At 55.0% G+C, this 17,307-nt stretch carries 12 protein-coding genes and 1 riboswitch; of the genes, 2 read left to right on the forward strand and 10 right to left on the reverse strand.

What is annotated here, in order from left to right; all coding sequences use genetic code 11:
• The first annotated feature begins 104 nt into the window (after positions 1–104).
• Positions 105–4,133: a DNA-directed RNA polymerase subunit beta gene (rpoB, locus tag ACQG22_RS01180; RefSeq protein ID WP_008503453.1), complete on the forward strand. Its 4,029-nt coding sequence runs from the start codon at positions 105–107 to the stop codon at positions 4,131–4,133.
• Positions 4,134–4,209: 76 nt separating this feature from the next.
• Complete coding sequence (gene rpoC, locus ACQG22_RS01185; RefSeq protein ID WP_013095003.1) at positions 4,210–8,433, forward strand: DNA-directed RNA polymerase subunit beta'; 4,224 nt, start codon at positions 4,210–4,212, stop codon at positions 8,431–8,433.
• A 57-nt stretch (positions 8,434–8,490) separates the two neighbouring features.
• On the opposite strand, the gene ACQG22_RS01190 is transcribed toward rpoC, so the two are convergent.
• From ACQG22_RS01190 to ACQG22_RS01235, 10 genes are all read right to left on the reverse strand, one after another.
• Positions 8,491–8,808: a PTS lactose/cellobiose transporter subunit IIA gene (locus ACQG22_RS01190; protein WP_013095004.1), complete on the reverse strand. Its 318-nt coding sequence runs from the start codon at positions 8,806–8,808 to the stop codon at positions 8,491–8,493.
• Entirely contained in the window at positions 8,808–9,116 is a 309-nt protein-coding gene (locus tag ACQG22_RS01195) for a PTS sugar transporter subunit IIB (RefSeq protein ID WP_023334100.1), read from the reverse strand. Before ACQG22_RS01195 ends, ACQG22_RS01190 begins: the two co-directional genes overlap by 1 nt.
• Before the next feature lie 146 nt (positions 9,117–9,262).
• Positions 9,263–10,804: a sensor domain-containing diguanylate cyclase gene (locus ACQG22_RS01200; protein WP_029883059.1), complete on the reverse strand. Its 1,542-nt coding sequence runs from the start codon at positions 10,802–10,804 to the stop codon at positions 9,263–9,265.
• A 326-nt stretch (positions 10,805–11,130) separates the two neighbouring features.
• Positions 11,131–12,264: a 2-iminoacetate synthase ThiH gene (thiH, locus tag ACQG22_RS01205; protein WP_040023567.1), complete on the reverse strand. Its 1,134-nt coding sequence runs from the start codon at positions 12,262–12,264 to the stop codon at positions 11,131–11,133.
• Positions 12,261–13,031: a thiazole synthase gene (gene thiG / locus ACQG22_RS01210; protein WP_013095008.1), complete on the reverse strand. Its 771-nt coding sequence runs from the start codon at positions 13,029–13,031 to the stop codon at positions 12,261–12,263. The genes thiH and thiG overlap by 4 nt, the downstream gene beginning before the upstream one ends.
• A 1-nt stretch (position 13,032) precedes the next feature.
• Positions 13,033–13,233 (reverse strand): sulfur carrier protein ThiS, encoded by a 201-nt coding sequence (gene thiS, locus ACQG22_RS01215; RefSeq protein ID WP_013095009.1) that lies wholly within the window; start codon positions 13,231–13,233, stop codon positions 13,033–13,035.
• Positions 13,217–13,972, reverse strand: a complete 756-nt coding sequence (locus ACQG22_RS01220) for a HesA/MoeB/ThiF family protein (RefSeq protein WP_038985018.1) — start codon at positions 13,970–13,972, stop codon at positions 13,217–13,219. Before ACQG22_RS01220 ends, thiS begins: the two co-directional genes overlap by 17 nt.
• On the reverse strand, positions 13,965–14,600 hold the full coding sequence (gene thiE / locus ACQG22_RS01225) for a thiamine phosphate synthase (protein WP_020684621.1): 636 nt from the start codon (positions 14,598–14,600) through the stop codon (positions 13,965–13,967). Before thiE ends, ACQG22_RS01220 begins: the two co-directional genes overlap by 8 nt.
• The gene (thiC, locus tag ACQG22_RS01230; RefSeq protein ID WP_020684620.1) at positions 14,600–16,495 is read right to left on the reverse strand and encodes a phosphomethylpyrimidine synthase ThiC; all 1,896 of its coding nucleotides are present in this window, start codon (positions 16,493–16,495) and stop codon (positions 14,600–14,602) included. Before thiC ends, thiE begins: the two co-directional genes overlap by 1 nt.
• 79 nt (positions 16,496–16,574) lie before the next feature.
• A riboswitch (TPP riboswitch) is annotated at positions 16,575–16,684 on the reverse strand.
• 54 nt (positions 16,685–16,738) lie between these two features.
• A complete protein-coding gene (locus ACQG22_RS01235) occupies positions 16,739–17,236 on the reverse strand; it encodes an Rsd/AlgQ family anti-sigma factor (protein ID WP_013095013.1) in 498 nt (165 codons plus the stop codon).
• Between the last annotated feature and the right edge of the window lie 71 nt (positions 17,237–17,307).

The following is a 17,307-nucleotide window of genomic DNA, read 5'->3' on the forward strand; positions in this document are numbered from 1 at the left end:
GGTATTGCGGAAAGTATTCAATTTTCCGGTCCACAAAATGGTGTTGCACAAACTGTCCCTTCGTCGGACAGATGGGTCGACTTGTCAGCGAGCTGAGGAACCCTATGGTTTACTCCTATACCGAGAAAAAACGTATTCGTAAGGATTTTGGTAAACGTCCACAAGTTCTGGACATTCCATATCTCCTTTCTATCCAGCTTGACTCGTTCCAGAAGTTTATCGAGCAAGATCCTGAAGGGCAGTACGGTCTGGAAGCAGCCTTCCGTTCCGTGTTCCCAATTCAGAGCTACAGCGGTAACTCCGAGCTGCAGTACGTCAGCTACCGCCTTGGCGAACCGGTGTTTGACGTTCAGGAATGTCAGATCCGTGGCGTGACCTATTCCGCACCGCTGCGCGTAAAACTGCGTCTGGTGATCTACGAGCGCGAAGCGCCGGAAGGCACTGTTAAAGACATTAAAGAACAAGAAGTCTACATGGGTGAAATTCCACTCATGACAGACAACGGTACTTTCGTTATCAACGGTACTGAGCGTGTTATCGTTTCCCAGCTGCACCGTAGCCCGGGCGTCTTCTTCGACAGCGATAAAGGTAAAACACACTCTTCCGGTAAAGTACTGTATAACGCGCGCATCATTCCTTACCGTGGTTCATGGCTGGACTTCGAGTTCGATCCAAAAGACAACCTGTTTGTCCGTATCGACCGTCGTCGTAAACTGCCTGCAACCATCATTCTGCGCGCACTGAACTATACCACTGAACAGATCCTGGACCTGTTCTTTGAAAAAGTGATCTTTGAAATCCGCGACAACAAGCTGCAGATGGAGCTGGTGCCGGAACGTCTGCGTGGTGAGACCGCGTCGTTCGACATCGAAGCCGACGGCAAAGTGTATGTGGAAAAAGGTCGCCGTATTACCGCGCGCCACATCCGTCAGCTGGAAAAAGATGATATCAAACACATCGAAGTTCCGGTTGAATACATTGCAGGAAAAGTAGCCGCGAAAGATTACGTTGATGAATCAACTGGCGAGCTGATCTGCCCGGCTAACATGGAGCTGAGCCTGGATCTGCTGGCTAAGCTGAGTCAGGCTGGCCACAAACGTATCGAAACGCTGTTCACTAACGATCTGGACCACGGTCCGTACATCTCTGAGACTGTACGCGTCGACCCAACCAACGATCGTCTGAGCGCGCTGGTAGAAATCTACCGCATGATGCGTCCTGGTGAGCCACCAACTCGCGAAGCGGCTGAAAGCCTGTTCGAGAACCTGTTCTTCTCTGAAGACCGCTACGATCTGTCTGCGGTTGGTCGTATGAAGTTCAACCGTTCTCTGCTGCGCGATGAGATCGAAGGTTCCGGTATCCTGAGCAAAGACGACATCATCGAAGTGATGAAGAAGCTCATCGATATCCGTAACGGTAAAGGCGAAGTGGACGATATCGACCACCTCGGCAACCGTCGTATCCGTTCCGTAGGCGAAATGGCGGAAAACCAGTTCCGCGTTGGCCTGGTGCGTGTAGAGCGTGCGGTGAAAGAGCGTCTGTCTCTGGGCGATCTGGATACTCTGATGCCTCAGGATATGATCAACGCCAAGCCGATTTCTGCAGCCGTGAAAGAGTTCTTCGGTTCCAGCCAGCTGTCTCAGTTTATGGACCAGAACAACCCGCTGTCTGAGATTACGCACAAACGTCGTATCTCTGCACTCGGCCCAGGCGGTCTGACCCGTGAACGCGCAGGCTTCGAAGTTCGAGACGTACACCCGACTCACTACGGTCGCGTATGTCCAATCGAAACGCCTGAAGGTCCAAACATCGGTCTGATCAACTCCCTGTCCGTGTACGCACAGACAAACGAATACGGTTTCCTTGAGACCCCGTACCGTAAAGTGACTGACGGTGTTGTTACCGACGAAATTCATTACCTGTCTGCTATTGAAGAAGGCAACTACGTTATCGCTCAGGCGAACTCCAACCTGGATGACGAAGGCCACTTTGTAGAAGATCTGGTTACCTGCCGTAGCAAAGGCGAATCCAGCTTGTTCAGCCGCGACCAGGTTGACTACATGGACGTATCCACCCAGCAGGTGGTATCCGTCGGTGCGTCCCTGATCCCGTTCCTGGAACACGATGACGCCAACCGTGCATTGATGGGTGCGAACATGCAACGTCAGGCCGTTCCAACTCTGCGTGCTGATAAGCCGCTGGTTGGTACCGGTATGGAACGTGCTGTTGCCGTTGACTCCGGTGTTACTGCAGTGGCTAAGCGTGGCGGTACCGTTCAGTACGTTGACGCATCCCGTATCGTTATCAAAGTTAACGAAGACGAGATGTATCCGGGCGAAGCGGGTATCGACATCTACAACCTGACCAAATACACCCGTTCTAACCAGAACACCTGTATCAACCAGATGCCTTGCGTATCTCTGGGTGAGCCAGTTGAGCGCGGCGACGTGCTGGCAGACGGTCCGTCCACCGACCTCGGTGAACTGGCGCTCGGTCAGAACATGCGCGTAGCGTTCATGCCGTGGAACGGTTACAACTTCGAAGACTCCATCCTCGTCTCCGAACGTGTGGTACAGGAAGATCGTTTCACCACCATCCACATTCAGGAACTGGCCTGTGTGTCCCGTGACACCAAGCTGGGGCCAGAAGAGATCACCGCTGACATCCCTAACGTGGGTGAAGCTGCGCTCTCCAAACTGGATGAATCCGGTATCGTTTACATCGGTGCGGAAGTGACCGGCGGCGACATTCTGGTTGGTAAGGTAACGCCGAAAGGTGAAACCCAGCTGACGCCAGAAGAGAAACTGCTGCGTGCAATCTTCGGTGAGAAAGCGTCTGACGTTAAAGACTCTTCTCTGCGCGTACCAAACGGTGTTTCCGGTACGGTTATCGACGTTCAGGTCTTCACCCGTGACGGCGTTGAGAAAGATAAACGTGCGCTGGAAATCGAAGAGATGCAGCTCAAACAGGCTAAGAAAGACCTGTCTGAAGAACTGCAGATCCTCGAAGCGGGTCTGTTCAGCCGTATCTATGCGGTGCTGGTTGCCGGTGGCGTTGAAGCTGAGAAGCTCGACAAACTGCCACGCGATCGCTGGCTGGAACTGGGCCTGACCGACGAAGAGAAACAAAATCAGCTGGAACAGCTGGCTGAGCAGTATGACGAACTGAAACACGAGTTCGAGAAAAAACTCGAAGCGAAACGCCGCAAAATCACTCAGGGCGACGATCTGGCACCAGGCGTGCTGAAGATTGTTAAGGTGTATCTGGCTGTTAAACGTCAGATCCAGCCTGGTGATAAGATGGCAGGTCGTCACGGTAACAAGGGTGTTATCTCTAAGATCAACCCGATCGAAGATATGCCGCACGATGCTAACGGTACGCCGGTAGATATCGTACTGAACCCGCTGGGCGTACCGTCTCGTATGAACATCGGTCAGATTCTGGAAACCCACCTGGGTATGGCTGCGAAAGGTATCGGCGACAAGATTAACGCCATGCTGAAACAGCAGCAGGAAGTCGCGAAACTGCGCGAATTCATCCAGCGTGCCTACGATCTGGGTACCGATGTGCGTCAGAAAGTCGACCTGAACACCTTCAGCGATGAAGAAGTGCTGCGTCTGGCAGAGAACCTGCGCAAAGGTATGCCAATTGCAACGCCGGTATTCGACGGTGCAAAAGAAGCTGAAATTAAAGAGCTGCTGCAACTGGGTGGTCTGCCAACGTCTGGGCAGATTACGCTGTTTGACGGCCGTACCGGTGAACAGTTCGAGCGTCCGGTAACCGTAGGTTACATGTACATGCTGAAACTGAACCACCTGGTCGACGACAAAATGCACGCTCGTTCTACCGGTTCTTACAGCCTGGTTACTCAGCAGCCGCTGGGTGGTAAGGCACAGTTCGGTGGTCAGCGCTTCGGGGAGATGGAAGTGTGGGCGCTGGAAGCATACGGCGCAGCATACACCCTGCAGGAAATGCTCACCGTTAAGTCTGATGACGTGAACGGTCGTACCAAGATGTATAAGAACATCGTGGACGGCAACCATCAGATGGAACCGGGCATGCCAGAGTCCTTCAACGTACTGTTGAAAGAGATTCGTTCGCTGGGTATCAACATCGAACTGGAAGACGAGTAATTCTCGCTCAAACAGGTCACTGCTGTCGGGTTAACGCCCGACAGCAGAGTGTGCTAACTCCGACGGGAGCAAATCCGTGAAAGACTTATTAAAGTTTCTGAAAGCGCAAACTAAAACCGAAGAGTTTGATGCGATCAAAATTGCTCTGGCTTCGCCAGACATGATCCGTTCATGGTCTTTCGGTGAAGTTAAAAAGCCGGAAACCATCAACTACCGTACGTTCAAACCTGAGCGTGACGGCCTTTTCTGTGCACGTATTTTCGGGCCAGTAAAAGATTACGAGTGCCTGTGCGGTAAGTACAAGCGCCTGAAACACCGTGGTGTGATCTGTGAGAAGTGCGGCGTTGAAGTGACCCAGACCAAAGTGCGCCGTGAGCGCATGGGCCACATCGAGCTGGCGTCTCCGACTGCTCACATCTGGTTCCTGAAATCTCTGCCGTCCCGTATCGGCCTGCTGCTGGATATGCCGCTGCGCGATATCGAACGTGTTCTGTACTTCGAATCTTATGTGGTTATCGAAGGCGGGATGACGAACCTGGAACGTCACCAGATCCTGACTGAAGAGCAGTATCTGGACGCGCTGGAAGAGTTCGGTGACGAATTCGACGCGAAGATGGGTGCGGAAGCTATTCAGGCCCTGCTGAAGAGCATGGATCTGGAGCAAGAGTGCGAGCAGCTGCGTGAAGAGCTGAACGAAACCAACTCCGAAACCAAGCGTAAAAAGCTGACCAAGCGTATCAAACTGCTGGAAGCGTTCGTTCAGTCTGGTAACAAGCCAGAGTGGATGATCCTGACCGTTCTGCCGGTTCTGCCGCCAGATCTGCGTCCGCTGGTTCCGCTGGATGGTGGTCGTTTCGCAACGTCCGATCTGAACGATCTGTATCGTCGCGTGATCAACCGTAACAACCGTCTGAAACGTCTGCTGGATCTGGCTGCGCCGGACATTATCGTACGCAACGAAAAACGTATGCTGCAGGAAGCGGTAGATGCCCTGCTGGATAACGGTCGTCGCGGTCGTGCGATCACCGGTTCTAACAAACGTCCTCTGAAATCTTTGGCCGACATGATCAAAGGTAAACAGGGTCGTTTCCGTCAGAACCTGCTCGGTAAGCGTGTTGACTACTCCGGTCGTTCTGTAATCACCGTAGGTCCATACCTGCGTCTGCATCAGTGCGGTCTGCCGAAGAAAATGGCACTGGAGCTGTTCAAACCATTCATCTACGGCAAACTGGAGTTGCGAGGACTCGCCACCACCATCAAAGCCGCTAAGAAAATGGTTGAGCGTGAAGAAGCTGTCGTTTGGGATATCCTGGACGAAGTGATCCGCGAACACCCGGTACTGCTGAACCGTGCACCAACTCTGCACCGTCTGGGTATCCAGGCATTTGAGCCAGTCCTGATCGAAGGTAAAGCTATTCAGCTGCACCCACTGGTTTGTGCGGCGTATAACGCCGACTTCGATGGTGACCAGATGGCTGTTCACGTACCGCTGACGCTGGAAGCCCAGCTGGAAGCGCGTGCGCTGATGATGTCTACCAACAACATCCTGTCTCCTGCGAACGGCGAGCCAATCATCGTTCCTTCTCAGGACGTTGTATTGGGTCTGTACTACATGACCCGTGACTGTGTTAACGCTAAAGGCGAAGGCATGGTGCTGACTGGCCCGAAAGAAGCTGAGCGTATTTATCGCGCTGGCCTGGCCTCTCTGCATGCGCGCGTTAAAGTGCGTATCACTGAATACGAAAAAGATGCTAACGGCGAATTCGTTGCGAAAACCAGCCTGAAAGACACGACTATCGGCCGTGCCATTCTGTGGATGATCGTACCGAAAGGTCTGCCTTTCTCCATCGTCAACCAGGCGCTGGGTAAGAAAGCGATCTCCAAAATGCTGAACACCTGTTACCGCATTCTGGGTCTGAAGCCGACCGTTATCTTCGCTGACCAGACAATGTACACCGGCTTTGCTTATGCAGCGCGTTCAGGTGCATCTGTTGGTATCGATGACATGGTCATCCCAGAGAAGAAACACGAGATCATCTCTGAAGCAGAAGCTGAAGTTGCGGAAATCCAGGAGCAGTTCCAGTCTGGTCTGGTAACCGCGGGCGAACGCTACAACAAAGTTATCGATATCTGGGCTGCGGCGAACGATCGTGTATCCAAAGCGATGATGGATAACCTGCAAACCGAAACCGTGATTAACCGTGACGGCGTAGAAGAGCAGCAGGTTTCCTTCAACAGCATTTACATGATGGCCGACTCCGGTGCGCGTGGTTCTGCAGCACAGATTCGTCAGCTGGCAGGTATGCGTGGTCTGATGGCGAAGCCAGATGGCTCCATCATCGAAACGCCAATCACCGCGAACTTCCGTGAAGGTCTGAACGTACTCCAGTACTTCATCTCCACGCACGGTGCGCGTAAAGGTCTGGCGGATACCGCACTGAAAACAGCGAACTCCGGTTATCTGACGCGTCGTCTGGTTGACGTTGCGCAGGATCTGGTGGTGACCGAAGACGATTGTGGCACCCTTGAAGGTATCACCATGACTCCGGTTATCGAGGGTGGTGATGTTAAAGAGCCACTGCGCGATCGCGTACTGGGTCGTGTTACCGCGGAAGACATTCTGAAGCCGGGTACCGCAGACATTCTGGTTCCACGCAACACGCTGCTGCACGAACAGTGGTGTGACCTGCTGGAAGCGAACTCTGTTGACTCCGTGAAAGTGCGTTCCGTTGTATCCTGTGACACCGACTTTGGTGTATGTGCGCACTGCTACGGTCGTGACCTGGCACGTGGCCACATCATCAACAAAGGTGAAGCCATCGGCGTTATCGCGGCACAGTCTATCGGTGAGCCGGGTACACAGCTGACGATGCGTACGTTCCACATCGGTGGTGCGGCATCTCGTGCGGCTGCTGAATCCAGCATCCAGGTGAAAAACAAAGGTAGCATCAAGCTCAGCAACGCGAAATCGGTTGTGAACTCCAGCGGTAAACTGGTTATCACTTCTCGTAACACCGAACTGAAGCTGATCGACGAATTCGGTCGTACCAAAGAGAGCTATAAAGTGCCTTACGGTGCTGTTATGGCGAAAGGTGATGGCGAGCAGGTTGCCGGCGGTGAAACCGTTGCAAACTGGGATCCACACACCATGCCAGTTATCACCGAAGTGAGTGGTTTCATCCGCTTCACTGACATGATCGACGGCCAGACCATTACTCGTCAGACTGACGAGCTGACCGGTCTGTCTTCTCTGGTAGTTCTGGATTCTGCTGAACGTACTACCGGCGGTAAAGATCTGCGTCCTGCACTGAAAATCGTTGATGCTCAGGGTAACGACGTTCTGATCCCAGGTACCGATATGCCTGCGCAGTACTTCCTGCCTGGTAAAGCGATTGTACAACTGGAAGATGGCGTACAGATCAGCTCTGGTGACACTCTGGCGCGTATTCCTCAGGAATCCGGCGGTACCAAGGACATCACCGGTGGTCTGCCACGCGTTGCGGACCTGTTCGAAGCACGTCGTCCGAAAGAGCCGGCAATCCTGGCTGAAATCAGCGGTATCATCTCCTTCGGTAAAGAGACCAAAGGTAAACGCCGTCTGGTTATCACTCCGGTAGATGGCAGCGAGCCGTACGAAGAGATGATTCCTAAGTGGCGTCAGCTCAACGTGTTCGAAGGTGAACGCGTAGAACGTGGTGACGTGGTTTCCGACGGTCCAGAAGCGCCGCACGACATCCTGCGTCTGCGTGGTGTGCATGCTGTTACGCGTTACATTGTTAACGAAGTACAGGACGTATACCGTCTGCAGGGCGTTAAGATTAACGATAAACACATCGAAGTTATCGTTCGTCAGATGCTGCGTAAAGCGACCATCGAGAACGCGGGCAGCTCCGAGTTCCTGGAAGGCGAGCAGGTTGAGTACTCACGCGTCAAGATCGCTAACCGCGAACTGGAAGCGAACGGCAAAATCGGTGCGACCTTCTCGCGCGATCTGCTGGGTATCACCAAAGCGTCTCTGGCAACCGAGTCCTTCATCTCTGCAGCATCGTTCCAGGAAACCACTCGTGTCCTGACCGAAGCCGCTGTTGCAGGTAAACGTGATGAACTGCGCGGTCTGAAAGAGAACGTTATCGTGGGTCGTCTGATCCCGGCGGGTACCGGTTATGCGTACCATCAGGATCGTATGCGTCGTCGTGCTGCAGGCGAACTGCCAGCTGCACCGCAGGTGACTGCTGAAGATGCATCCGCGAGCCTGGCAGAGCTGCTAAACGCAGGTCTGGGCGGTTCCGACAACGAGTAATCGTTGATGCCGTAAATAAAAAACCCGCCTCGGCGGGTTTTTTTACAGCTGTAGCTTTTAATTTAGCAACGGGATGCGTCGATAAAGCTCAATCATATCGCCCGCCAGATCCTGGATGACCATCGCGTTCATCAGGTGATCCTGAGAATGGACGGTAATCAGGTTAACCGGAAGCTTCCCGGTGCCTTCATCAAGACCAATAAGCTGTGTCTGGATGGTGTGCGCATGCTTCACATACTCGCGCGACTCTTCCATCGCCTTTTCGGCTTCGTCAAAGTCACCTTTACGCGCCATCTGTAATGCCGTCAGGGCAGCACTGCGCGCCGCACCCGCGTTGACCAGCAGTTCCATGATTGTCGTTTCTAAGTCTTCCATTATGACTCCAGCAGTTTGAGCGCTTTTTCCAGTACGGCATCACCTTTCATCATGCCGTAATCCATCATGTCGATCACCGCGACCTTTTTACCCAGCGGCTCGGCCTGGGCCTGAAGTTTCGCCTGCTCGTATTTAACCTGTGGCCCCAGTAATACGATGTCGGCCGTCGCGATGTTGTCTTTAAATTCCGCGACCGGAACGGCTTTAATGGTGACTTCAACCCCTTTTTTCTGCGCGGCGTCTTTCATACGTTGAACCAGCATGCTCGTTGACATTCCCGCTGCACAGCATAAAACGATGTTCTTCATAATCAGCCTCGATCTACATGTGTTTATTGATAATTATCCCGTGCAGACTGCTTCAACAACCGCTTTACCGTGATTGTGTGTCAGGCATCACAAAGAAATCGGCATTTTTCTGAAACCGGTTACAATTTTGCGCCGGGCAGCGAAAATCAGCCGACAGACGTTCGAATAATGCGGTTTTTTCCCTGTTGTTTCGCGCTGTATAGGGCGTTATCCACGCTCCCCACCAGCTCCTCCAGCGGTTCGAAATGCCATTCCCCCAGACCGGCACTGAACGTTACCCGCAGGTTTTCTTCCCGCCAGACGCGTTTTTCAACGGCGGTTCGCCACGCGTCCAGTAACGAGAATGCGCTAGCGATCTGGTCAGCCTGGAAAATCACTGCGAACTCTTCTCCACCGTAGCGGTAAACCGAGACGTTATGCGGCTGCATTATCTGGATCCCTTCACGCGCCACGTTACGCAGGACAATATCACCGCTCAGGTGACCCCAGGTGTCGTTAATCGATTTAAAGTTGTCGATGTCAATCAGCGCCAGGGCGAAAGGCTGGTGGGCACTGAGTAGCTCATCTACATCGCTATCAAATGCCCGGCGGTTTTTGCAGCCGGTGAGTGCATCATGGGTGGCCTGGCGCACATAGGCCATCTCACGCGCTTTATTGGACTGGATGGTATGGCTAAGCATCGCTTCCAGACGCGGAGCCTGGTTGACGTCGCCGGTTTTGATGGCGTTGATAATCGTCATCAGCACGGTACGCGACTCATGGCGCAGGTACAGACCGAAGAGGATGATAATGATGGCCGCCAGCGCAAAACCCCAGCCGACGATAGTGGTCTCATGGCGGGTAATGTCGGTGAGCGTTGCGCCCGAAACCCGGTAGATGACAAACCAGTCCGGGTTGGTGAAGGAGTAGTAGTAATACCAGGCTTTGGTTTTCTTATCATACAGATGGCCTTCGCCGCTGGTCATTTTGTCCATCAGCGCTTCGCTCACGTACTGCTTGAAGAGCGCGCCCGGATCAGGGTGAAGCACCACGGCACCGTCGCGTTCGACAACAAAGAATTCCCCTTGTACAGGCGCTACCATCTGACGAAGGGTAAACCCCATGGAGGTCAAATCGAGATGAAATGCTATTGTACCCTTGAGCCGTCCTTCCGGCGAAATCAACGGCTTATAAAGAGTGACCGTGGGATGCCCGGTAAAATAGTCCATATAGGGGCGGGTATAGTGGCTGAAGATGCTGGCTTCCGCCTGGGCGATGAACCATGGACGCGTCCGGGGATCGAAGGTTTTGCTCTTTTCCGTGGGAAGTACCTCCGGCGCGCGCAGATAACGGCCCTGGGTGTCTGTCAGAGAAATGGAAGAGACGGTCGGCATCAGGTTCTGTAGATGCATCAACATCTGTAAACCCTGCGACGGGTTGACGTTCAGCATCTCGTTCAGCGTGTCGTTGCGTGCAAAATAGAGCGCCGAACGCCCAAGGATATAGTCGTTTTCACGCAGGATAGATTCGGTGTAGTTCACCGCCAGGTTGTGGGTGAAGTTACCATTAATCTTATGATAATCCTCAAGAAAATCTTTTTGTTGTGAAAGGGTAACCACGACCGCGATCAGCGCAAAACTGCACAGGATCCCCGCAAAGCTGAGCATAATGGGTCGGGTAAAAGAGAGCTTTCTGCTGTGAAGTGCCATGAGTTGTACATCAATCCTGATGGTGAGTTTTTTCGTCTGCCGATATCCTCTCAGCATAGTCGCTGTCCTGCGGTTAGCTGTGAATTATACGGAACACAGTTTCAGATGAGATGATTTATCTTAAGAACCATTAAGAAAATACTCATTCACTGGCGGGCGGCGTGTGCAATGAATCAGAGGCAGGGCGAAACGAGGAAGAAGCTTTTCGCCCTGGTCAGCTTCCGTTGCTGACGGCATGACAATAAAAAACCGGACGATAGATGACAATCGTCCGATTGTGACTCTCCAGAGCGCCTCGACAATTTTTTACCGGCTTGCAGTGCGTTTCAACGCATTTGCGAGGCTCTTCCCAGCCAACTATCCCAGTCTTTCCAGACCGGTTGTAACCCCTGCGCGGTCAGGGCGGCGGCAACCGCTTCTGGCCGTCGACTATCATGTGGCGCAAATTGTTCCAGCTCCGGATGGTCGTCGGCGTAGCCCCCTGGCTGCGTTTTGGAGAACGCACTGACGTTGTTAATCGCAAGCGGGATCACGCGGTCACGAAACGCAGGAGATTCACGCGTCGAGAGGGATAATTCAACCTCCGGGGCAAGCAGGCGAAACGCACAGATGGCCTGGACCAGCTGACGTTCGTCCATTACCGAGGCGGGTTCAACACCTCCCGTACACGGTCGCAAGCGTGGGAAAGAGATGGAGTAACGGCTTTGCCAGTAGTGCTGCTGCAGCCATAGCAGGTGTTCCGCTACCATGTAGCAATCCACTCGCCAGCTATCTGACAGCCCAATCAGCGCGCCCAGACCGATTTTGTCGATCCCGGCCCGGCCCAGCCTGTCCGGGGTCTCCAGCCGGAAGAAGAAATCCTGTTTCTTTCCCTTCAGGTGATGCCGGGCATACGTCGCCTCGTGGTAGGTTTCCTGATACACCATCACTCCGTCCAGCCCGAGGGTTTTAAGCTCCGCGTATTCCTCCTGCGACAGGGGTTGAACCTCCATCTGTAGCGACGCGAACTGACGGCGAATGGCCGGAAAGTGCTGTCGAAAATAGTCCATCCCGACTTTGCTCTGATGTTCACCCGTGACCAGCAGGAGATGCTCAAAACCCATTTCACGGATGGCGGCACACTCACGGGCGATTTCACTCTCATCGAGTGTTTTCCGCTTGATGCGGTTGCTCATGGAGAAGCCGCAGTAGGTGCAGTCATTCGCGCACAGGTTAGAGAGGTAGAGCGGTACGTAAAAGCTCACCGTGTTGCCAAAACGCTGGCGGGTGAGTCTCTGAGCGCGCTGGGCCATCGGCTCAAGAAAGGTGCTCGCCGCCGGAGAGAGCAGGGCCATCATATCGTCGCGGGACAGATGACGGGCTTGTAAGGCGCGCTCCACATCAGCCTGCGTTTTACTGTTGATACGCAGGGCAATATCGTCCCAGTTAAGCTGCCGCCAGCGGTCGGTAAAGGTGGTCATGAGAGTGCCTCCAGAAAGCCGGTCAACGGGCTGGTGGCCTGTGCCTGAAAACTGCGCGTTCCCGGGCCAGACTCTCGTGCCAGCAAGCCAGCCTCCACGGCCATGCGGAACGCACGGGCCATCCTGATGGGGTCGTCGGCGACCGCAATGGCTGTGTTCACCAGCACGGCACTTGCTCCCATCTCCAGCGCCTGGGCGGCATGGCTGGGCACGCCAATGCCTGCATCCACCACCACCGGCACGGTGGCTTGCTCAATGATGATCTCCAGCATGGCGCGGGTCTCCAGTCCCTGATTAGAACCAATTGGGGCACCCAGCGGCATGACGGCAGCGCAGCCGACCTCTTCCAGCCGTTTACACAGCACGGGATCGGCCCCGCAGTAGGGCAGAACGGTAAAGCCTTGCTGCACCAGCTTTTCGGCCGCTTTTAACGTTTCGATGGGGTCGGGCAACAGCCAGCGCGCATCCGGATGTATTTCCAGTTTCAGCCAGTGGGTACCCAGCGCTTCACGGGCCAGCTGAGCCGCAAAAATCGCTTCTTCAGCCGTTTTCGCACCGGAGGTATTGGGCAGCAGGGTAACGCCAGCATCCAGCAACGGTGCCAGAATGGCGTCGCTGTGATGGCGCAGATCGACGCGCTTGAGCGCCAGCGTCACCAGCTGGCTGCCGCTTTCACGGATGGCATCCACCATCAGCTGCGGCGAGGCGAATTTTCCGGTCCCGGTAAACAGATGTGAATCAAAGACTTTATCAGCAATACGTAACATCTCAGCCCCCGGCGATAACCTGAAACAGCAGGATCTGGTCGCCTTCGCTCACCTGCTGATGTTCCCACTGCTCACGCGGTAGGATCTGTTGATTAAGCGCCAGCGCCGTTCCCGGCTTGAGCTGGCGCAGCTTCTCGAGCAGCGCGGCAACGGTGAGACCGTCATCGCATTTCATCGGCTCATCATTAAACAGAATGCGCATTGCGGCCTCCGCACACCGGACAGTGGCTGGCGCGGTGCAGTGCCAGATGACGCCAGCCGCTGGAGCGGGCATCAAACAGCCGCAGCGTATTGCGCTCTGTTTCCATACCGCTGAGCAATTTAATGGCTTCCAGCGCCTGCAGGGTCCCCATCACGCCTACCACCGGGCCCAGTATGCCCGCGGTGCGGCAGTTGCGCTCCGGCTCGGCATCATCCGGCCACAGGCAGCGATAACAGCCCTGCGCCCAGGGCGGGGTCAGCACCATCATCTGCCCGCCGAAACCGACCGCACTGGCGGTGATAAGCGGCGTATTCTGTGCCACGCAGGCGGCGTTAATGGCCTGGCGGGTCGCCATATTGTCGGTGCAGTCCAGCACCGCATCAGCAAGGGCGACTTCGCGCTGCAGAGTGTCGCCGTGGAGCCGCTCCTGGTGCGCGATGAGCGTGATGTCCGGGTTCAACTGCTTCAGCCTTTTGCGGGTGATTTGCGCTTTGGGCTGGTTAACATCCTCCGTGGTGAAGAGGATTTGTCGCTGCAGGTTACTGATATGAACCTCGTCATCATCGGCCAGAACCAGCGTGCCCACGCCCGCGCCTGCCAGATAGAGCGCGGCAGGAGCGCCTAATCCGCCCAGACCAACAATCAGGACCCGGCTGGCGAGCAGCTTTAGCTGCCCGTCAATGGCGATATCCTCCAGCAGGATCTGGCGGCTGTAGCGCATAAAATCACGATCATTCATCGCCTGCTCCTGCCAGTTTTAACAGCTGTGCGGTGGCGGCCTGCCAGTCTGCCGCCTGGGTAATGGCGCTGACGACAGCGATACTGCCGACACCGGTATCCAGCACGGCAGGAGCGCGTTCCAGGCTGATCCCACCGATCGCGACGGTAGGGTAATCGGCAAGGCGTTTAACGTGCGCCGCCAGCTGCGTCAGCCCCTGTGGGGCAGAGGGCATCTGTTTGGTCTGCGTCGGAAAAACATGGCCAAGTGCGATGTACGAAGGGCGAGCCGCCAGCGCCACGTCGATCTCCATGTCGTCGTGTGTTGACACCCCCAGTCTTAATCCAGCGTCCCGGATAGCGCTCAGGTCCGTTGTTTCCAGGTCCTCCTGACCCAGATGCACACCGTACGCCTGGTGCTTAACGGCCAGTCGCCAGTAGTCGTTGATAAACAGGCGCGCGTCGTAGCGACGCCCCAGTGCGATGGCGGCGACCACATCGGCCTCCACCTCGTCATCACGTTTATCCTTAATGCGCAGCTGGATTGTGCGAACGCCGCACGCCAGCAGGCGTTCGATCCACGCCACGCTGTCCACCACAGGATAGAGCCCTAAACGGAAGGGAACGGAGGGGAAATCAGGCTGATACATTACGCCTCCTCTTTTTTGAGGTAGATTTCGCCGCCCTTCGCGCGGAAGGTTTCTGACATATCCGCCATACCCACTTCAATGGTTTGCGCGGCGGCGTAGTCACGCACTTCCTGGCTGATTTTCATCGAGCAGAATTTTGGCCCGCACATGGAGCAGAAGTGCGCCACTTTGCCCGACTCCTGCGGCAGGGTTTCATCGTGATACGCGCGGGCAGTGAAAGGATCGAGCGCCAGGTTGAACTGGTCTTCCCAGCGGAATTCAAAGCGCGCCTTCGACATGGCGTTGTCGCGGATTTGCGCGCCAGGGTGGCCTTTGGCCAGATCCGCGGCGTGAGCGGCGATTTTGTAGGTGATCAGCCCCTGCTTCACATCCTCTTTGTTGGGCAGGCCGAGGTGCTCTTTCGGCGTCACATAGCAGAGCATGGCGCAGCCGAACCAGCCGATCATTGCCGCACCAATCCCGGAGGTGAAGTGGTCATAGCCCGGAGCGATATCCGTGGTCAACGGCCCCAGGGTATAGAATGGCGCTTCGTGGCAGTGCTCCAGCTCTTCGGTCATGTTGCGGCGGATCATCTGCATTGGCACGTGTCCCGGGCCTTCAATCATCACCTGCACGTCATACTCCCAGGCGATTTTGGTCAGCTCACCCAGGGTATGTAGTTCGGCAAACTGCGCTTCGTCGTTGGCATCACGAATGGAGCCCGGACGCAGGCCGTCGCCCAGCGACAGGGAGACATCGTACGCGGCACAGATTTCACAGATCTCGCGGAAGTGTTCGTAGAGGAAGTTTTCTTTATGGTGCGACAGGCACCATTTGGCCATGATAGAGCCGCCGCGCGAGACAATACCGGTCAGACGCTTCGCCGTCATCGGCACGTAGCGCAGCAGCACGCCCGCGTGAATGGTGAAGTAGTCGACTCCCTGTTCCGCCTGCTCCAGCAGCGTGTCGCGGAAGGCTTCCCAGGTGAGGTCTTCGGCAATACCGTTCACCTTCTCCAGTGCCTGATAAACGGGCACCGTTCCGATAGGCACCGGGCTATTGCGCAGGATCCACTCGCGGGTTTCGTGGATGTAACGCCCGGTGGAGAGATCCATCACCGTGTCCGCGCCCCAGCGTGTCGACCAGACCAGTTTTTCCACCTCTTCTTCAATGGAGGAGGTCACGGCCGAGTTGCCGATATTGGCGTTGACCTTCACCAGGAAGTTGCGGCCAATGATCATTGGTTCAGATTCCGGGTGATTGATGTTGGCAGGGATAATCGCGCGGCCAGCGGCCACTTCATCACGCACAAACTCCGGCGTGATGTTTTCCGGCAGACGTGCCCCGAAGCCTTCTCCCGGATGCTGGTGGCGTAACACCTCGCTGCGGATACGCTCGCGACCCATGTTTTCACGAATGGCGATAAACTCCATCTCCGGCGTGACGATGCCCTGGCGGGCATAGTGCAGCTGGGTAACGCATTTACCTGCTTTCGCGCGTTTCGGCGTCAGCAACCCGGTGAAGCGCAGCTCATCAAGACCATCGTCGGCCAGACGCGCTTTGGTGTACGCCGAGCTGCGGTCAGAGAGCTCTTCGCAGTCGTTACGCGCGTCAATCCACGGCTGGCGCAATTTCGCCAGACCCTGCTGAACGTTAATGGCAACCGCAGGATCGCCGTACGGACCGGAAGTGTCATACACCGGAACGGCTTCGTTATCTTCATACTGCGGGTGCGCTTTGCTGCCACCGATAAGGGTCGGGCTAAGCTGGATTTCACGCATTGGCACGCGGATATCCGCCTGTGAACCGGTGATGTAAATGCGTTTTGAGTTCGGGAAAGCGGTGCCTTCCAGAGTGTCGATGAAGTGTTGGGCTTGTGCGCGCTGTTCGCGGCGGGTCAGTTTTGTTGTAGACATAGCTCATTCCAAAAGTGAAGGACATGGCTTGTCAGACGACGGATGAAGCAAGAGAGGATCGCCCTGGGGGCGATACAACAGCAGTGTGACTCTTGTTCCCTTCGCAGGTATTAGCCTGATCAGGTTCCGCGGATCCCGAATTAACGGTCTCAGCCCGTGCTTGCACACTGGGCACTCCGACAAGAAAAATCCCCCTCCACAGAGGGGCGAATGGTTGTAAATTACTCGTTAACGATTAAGAACTCAAGCAGGTCGCGCGACGTTATCTTCGTGGCTCACATCCAGGCCGTGATCCAGGGCGAGGGCGATCAGCTTATCTTCCAGCGTGAATCGCTCTTCCAGCGCTTCGCCGAGGTCGGAAAGCGCCTGCTGAAACTCAAGATAGTTATCGTGATCGATGGCGTTCTCAAGCGTGGAATCGTAGTAATCCATGATCTGCTGGGTGTTAGCTTCCAGCAGCGGATAGAGTTTGCTGGCCGCTAAATACGGTGTAGTCCCTTCCATTTCGCGGATAATGCGTTCATAAATATTGAAATGGCCGTCGGACAGATAGTCGACCAGGCTCTGACAAAAATCATCCAGCGCTTTTTCATTCAACCGCATAAACGATTCTTTGCCAGGCTTAATACCGACCAGATTGTAATAAGCCACGAGTAGATGCTTGCGCACATGTAGCCAGCGATCCACCAGTTTGTTACTTCCTCTAACGCGCTCAGTCAGGCTCTCTAGCTGGTTTAACATGGTTGACTCCGCAAGGTTGAGAATTGAATCTGCTTATCCAAAATGTAACCACAATGCTAACAACATGTCAG

Origin of the sequence: Enterobacter cloacae complex sp. 309I3 (assembly GCF_050031595.1) — a bacterium.
Taxonomy (GTDB): domain Bacteria; phylum Pseudomonadota; class Gammaproteobacteria; order Enterobacterales; family Enterobacteriaceae; genus Enterobacter; species Enterobacter cloacae.

What these genes read in the sequence shown, in the direction of transcription:
- ACQG22_RS01220 (WP_038985018.1), bottom strand. Translation starts at nt 13,972, where the DNA reads ATGAATGATCGTGATTTTATGCGCTACAGCCGCCAGATCCTGCTGGAG.
- ACQG22_RS01195 (WP_023334100.1), bottom strand. Translation starts at nt 9,116, where the DNA reads ATGAAGAACATCGTTTTATGCTGTGCAGCGGGAATGTCAACGAGCATG.
- thiG (WP_013095008.1), bottom strand. Translation starts at nt 13,031, where the DNA reads ATGTTACGTATTGCTGATAAAGTCTTTGATTCACATCTGTTTACCGGG.
- rpoB (WP_008503453.1), top strand. Translation starts at nt 105, where the DNA reads ATGGTTTACTCCTATACCGAGAAAAAACGTATTCGTAAGGATTTTGGT.
- thiS (WP_013095009.1), bottom strand. Translation starts at nt 13,233, where the DNA reads ATGCGCATTCTGTTTAATGATGAGCCGATGAAATGCGATGACGGTCTC.
- ACQG22_RS01190 (WP_013095004.1), bottom strand. Translation starts at nt 8,808, where the DNA reads ATGGAAGACTTAGAAACGACAATCATGGAACTGCTGGTCAACGCGGGT.
- thiC (WP_020684620.1), bottom strand. Translation starts at nt 16,495, where the DNA reads ATGTCTACAACAAAACTGACCCGCCGCGAACAGCGCGCACAAGCCCAA.
- thiH (WP_040023567.1), bottom strand. Translation starts at nt 12,264, where the DNA reads ATGACCACCTTTACCGACCGCTGGCGGCAGCTTAACTGGGACGATATT.
- ACQG22_RS01235 (WP_013095013.1), bottom strand. Translation starts at nt 17,236, where the DNA reads ATGTTAAACCAGCTAGAGAGCCTGACTGAGCGCGTTAGAGGAAGTAAC.
- thiE (WP_020684621.1), bottom strand. Translation starts at nt 14,600, where the DNA reads ATGTATCAGCCTGATTTCCCCTCCGTTCCCTTCCGTTTAGGGCTCTAT.
- ACQG22_RS01200 (WP_029883059.1), bottom strand. Translation starts at nt 10,804, where the DNA reads ATGGCACTTCACAGCAGAAAGCTCTCTTTTACCCGACCCATTATGCTC.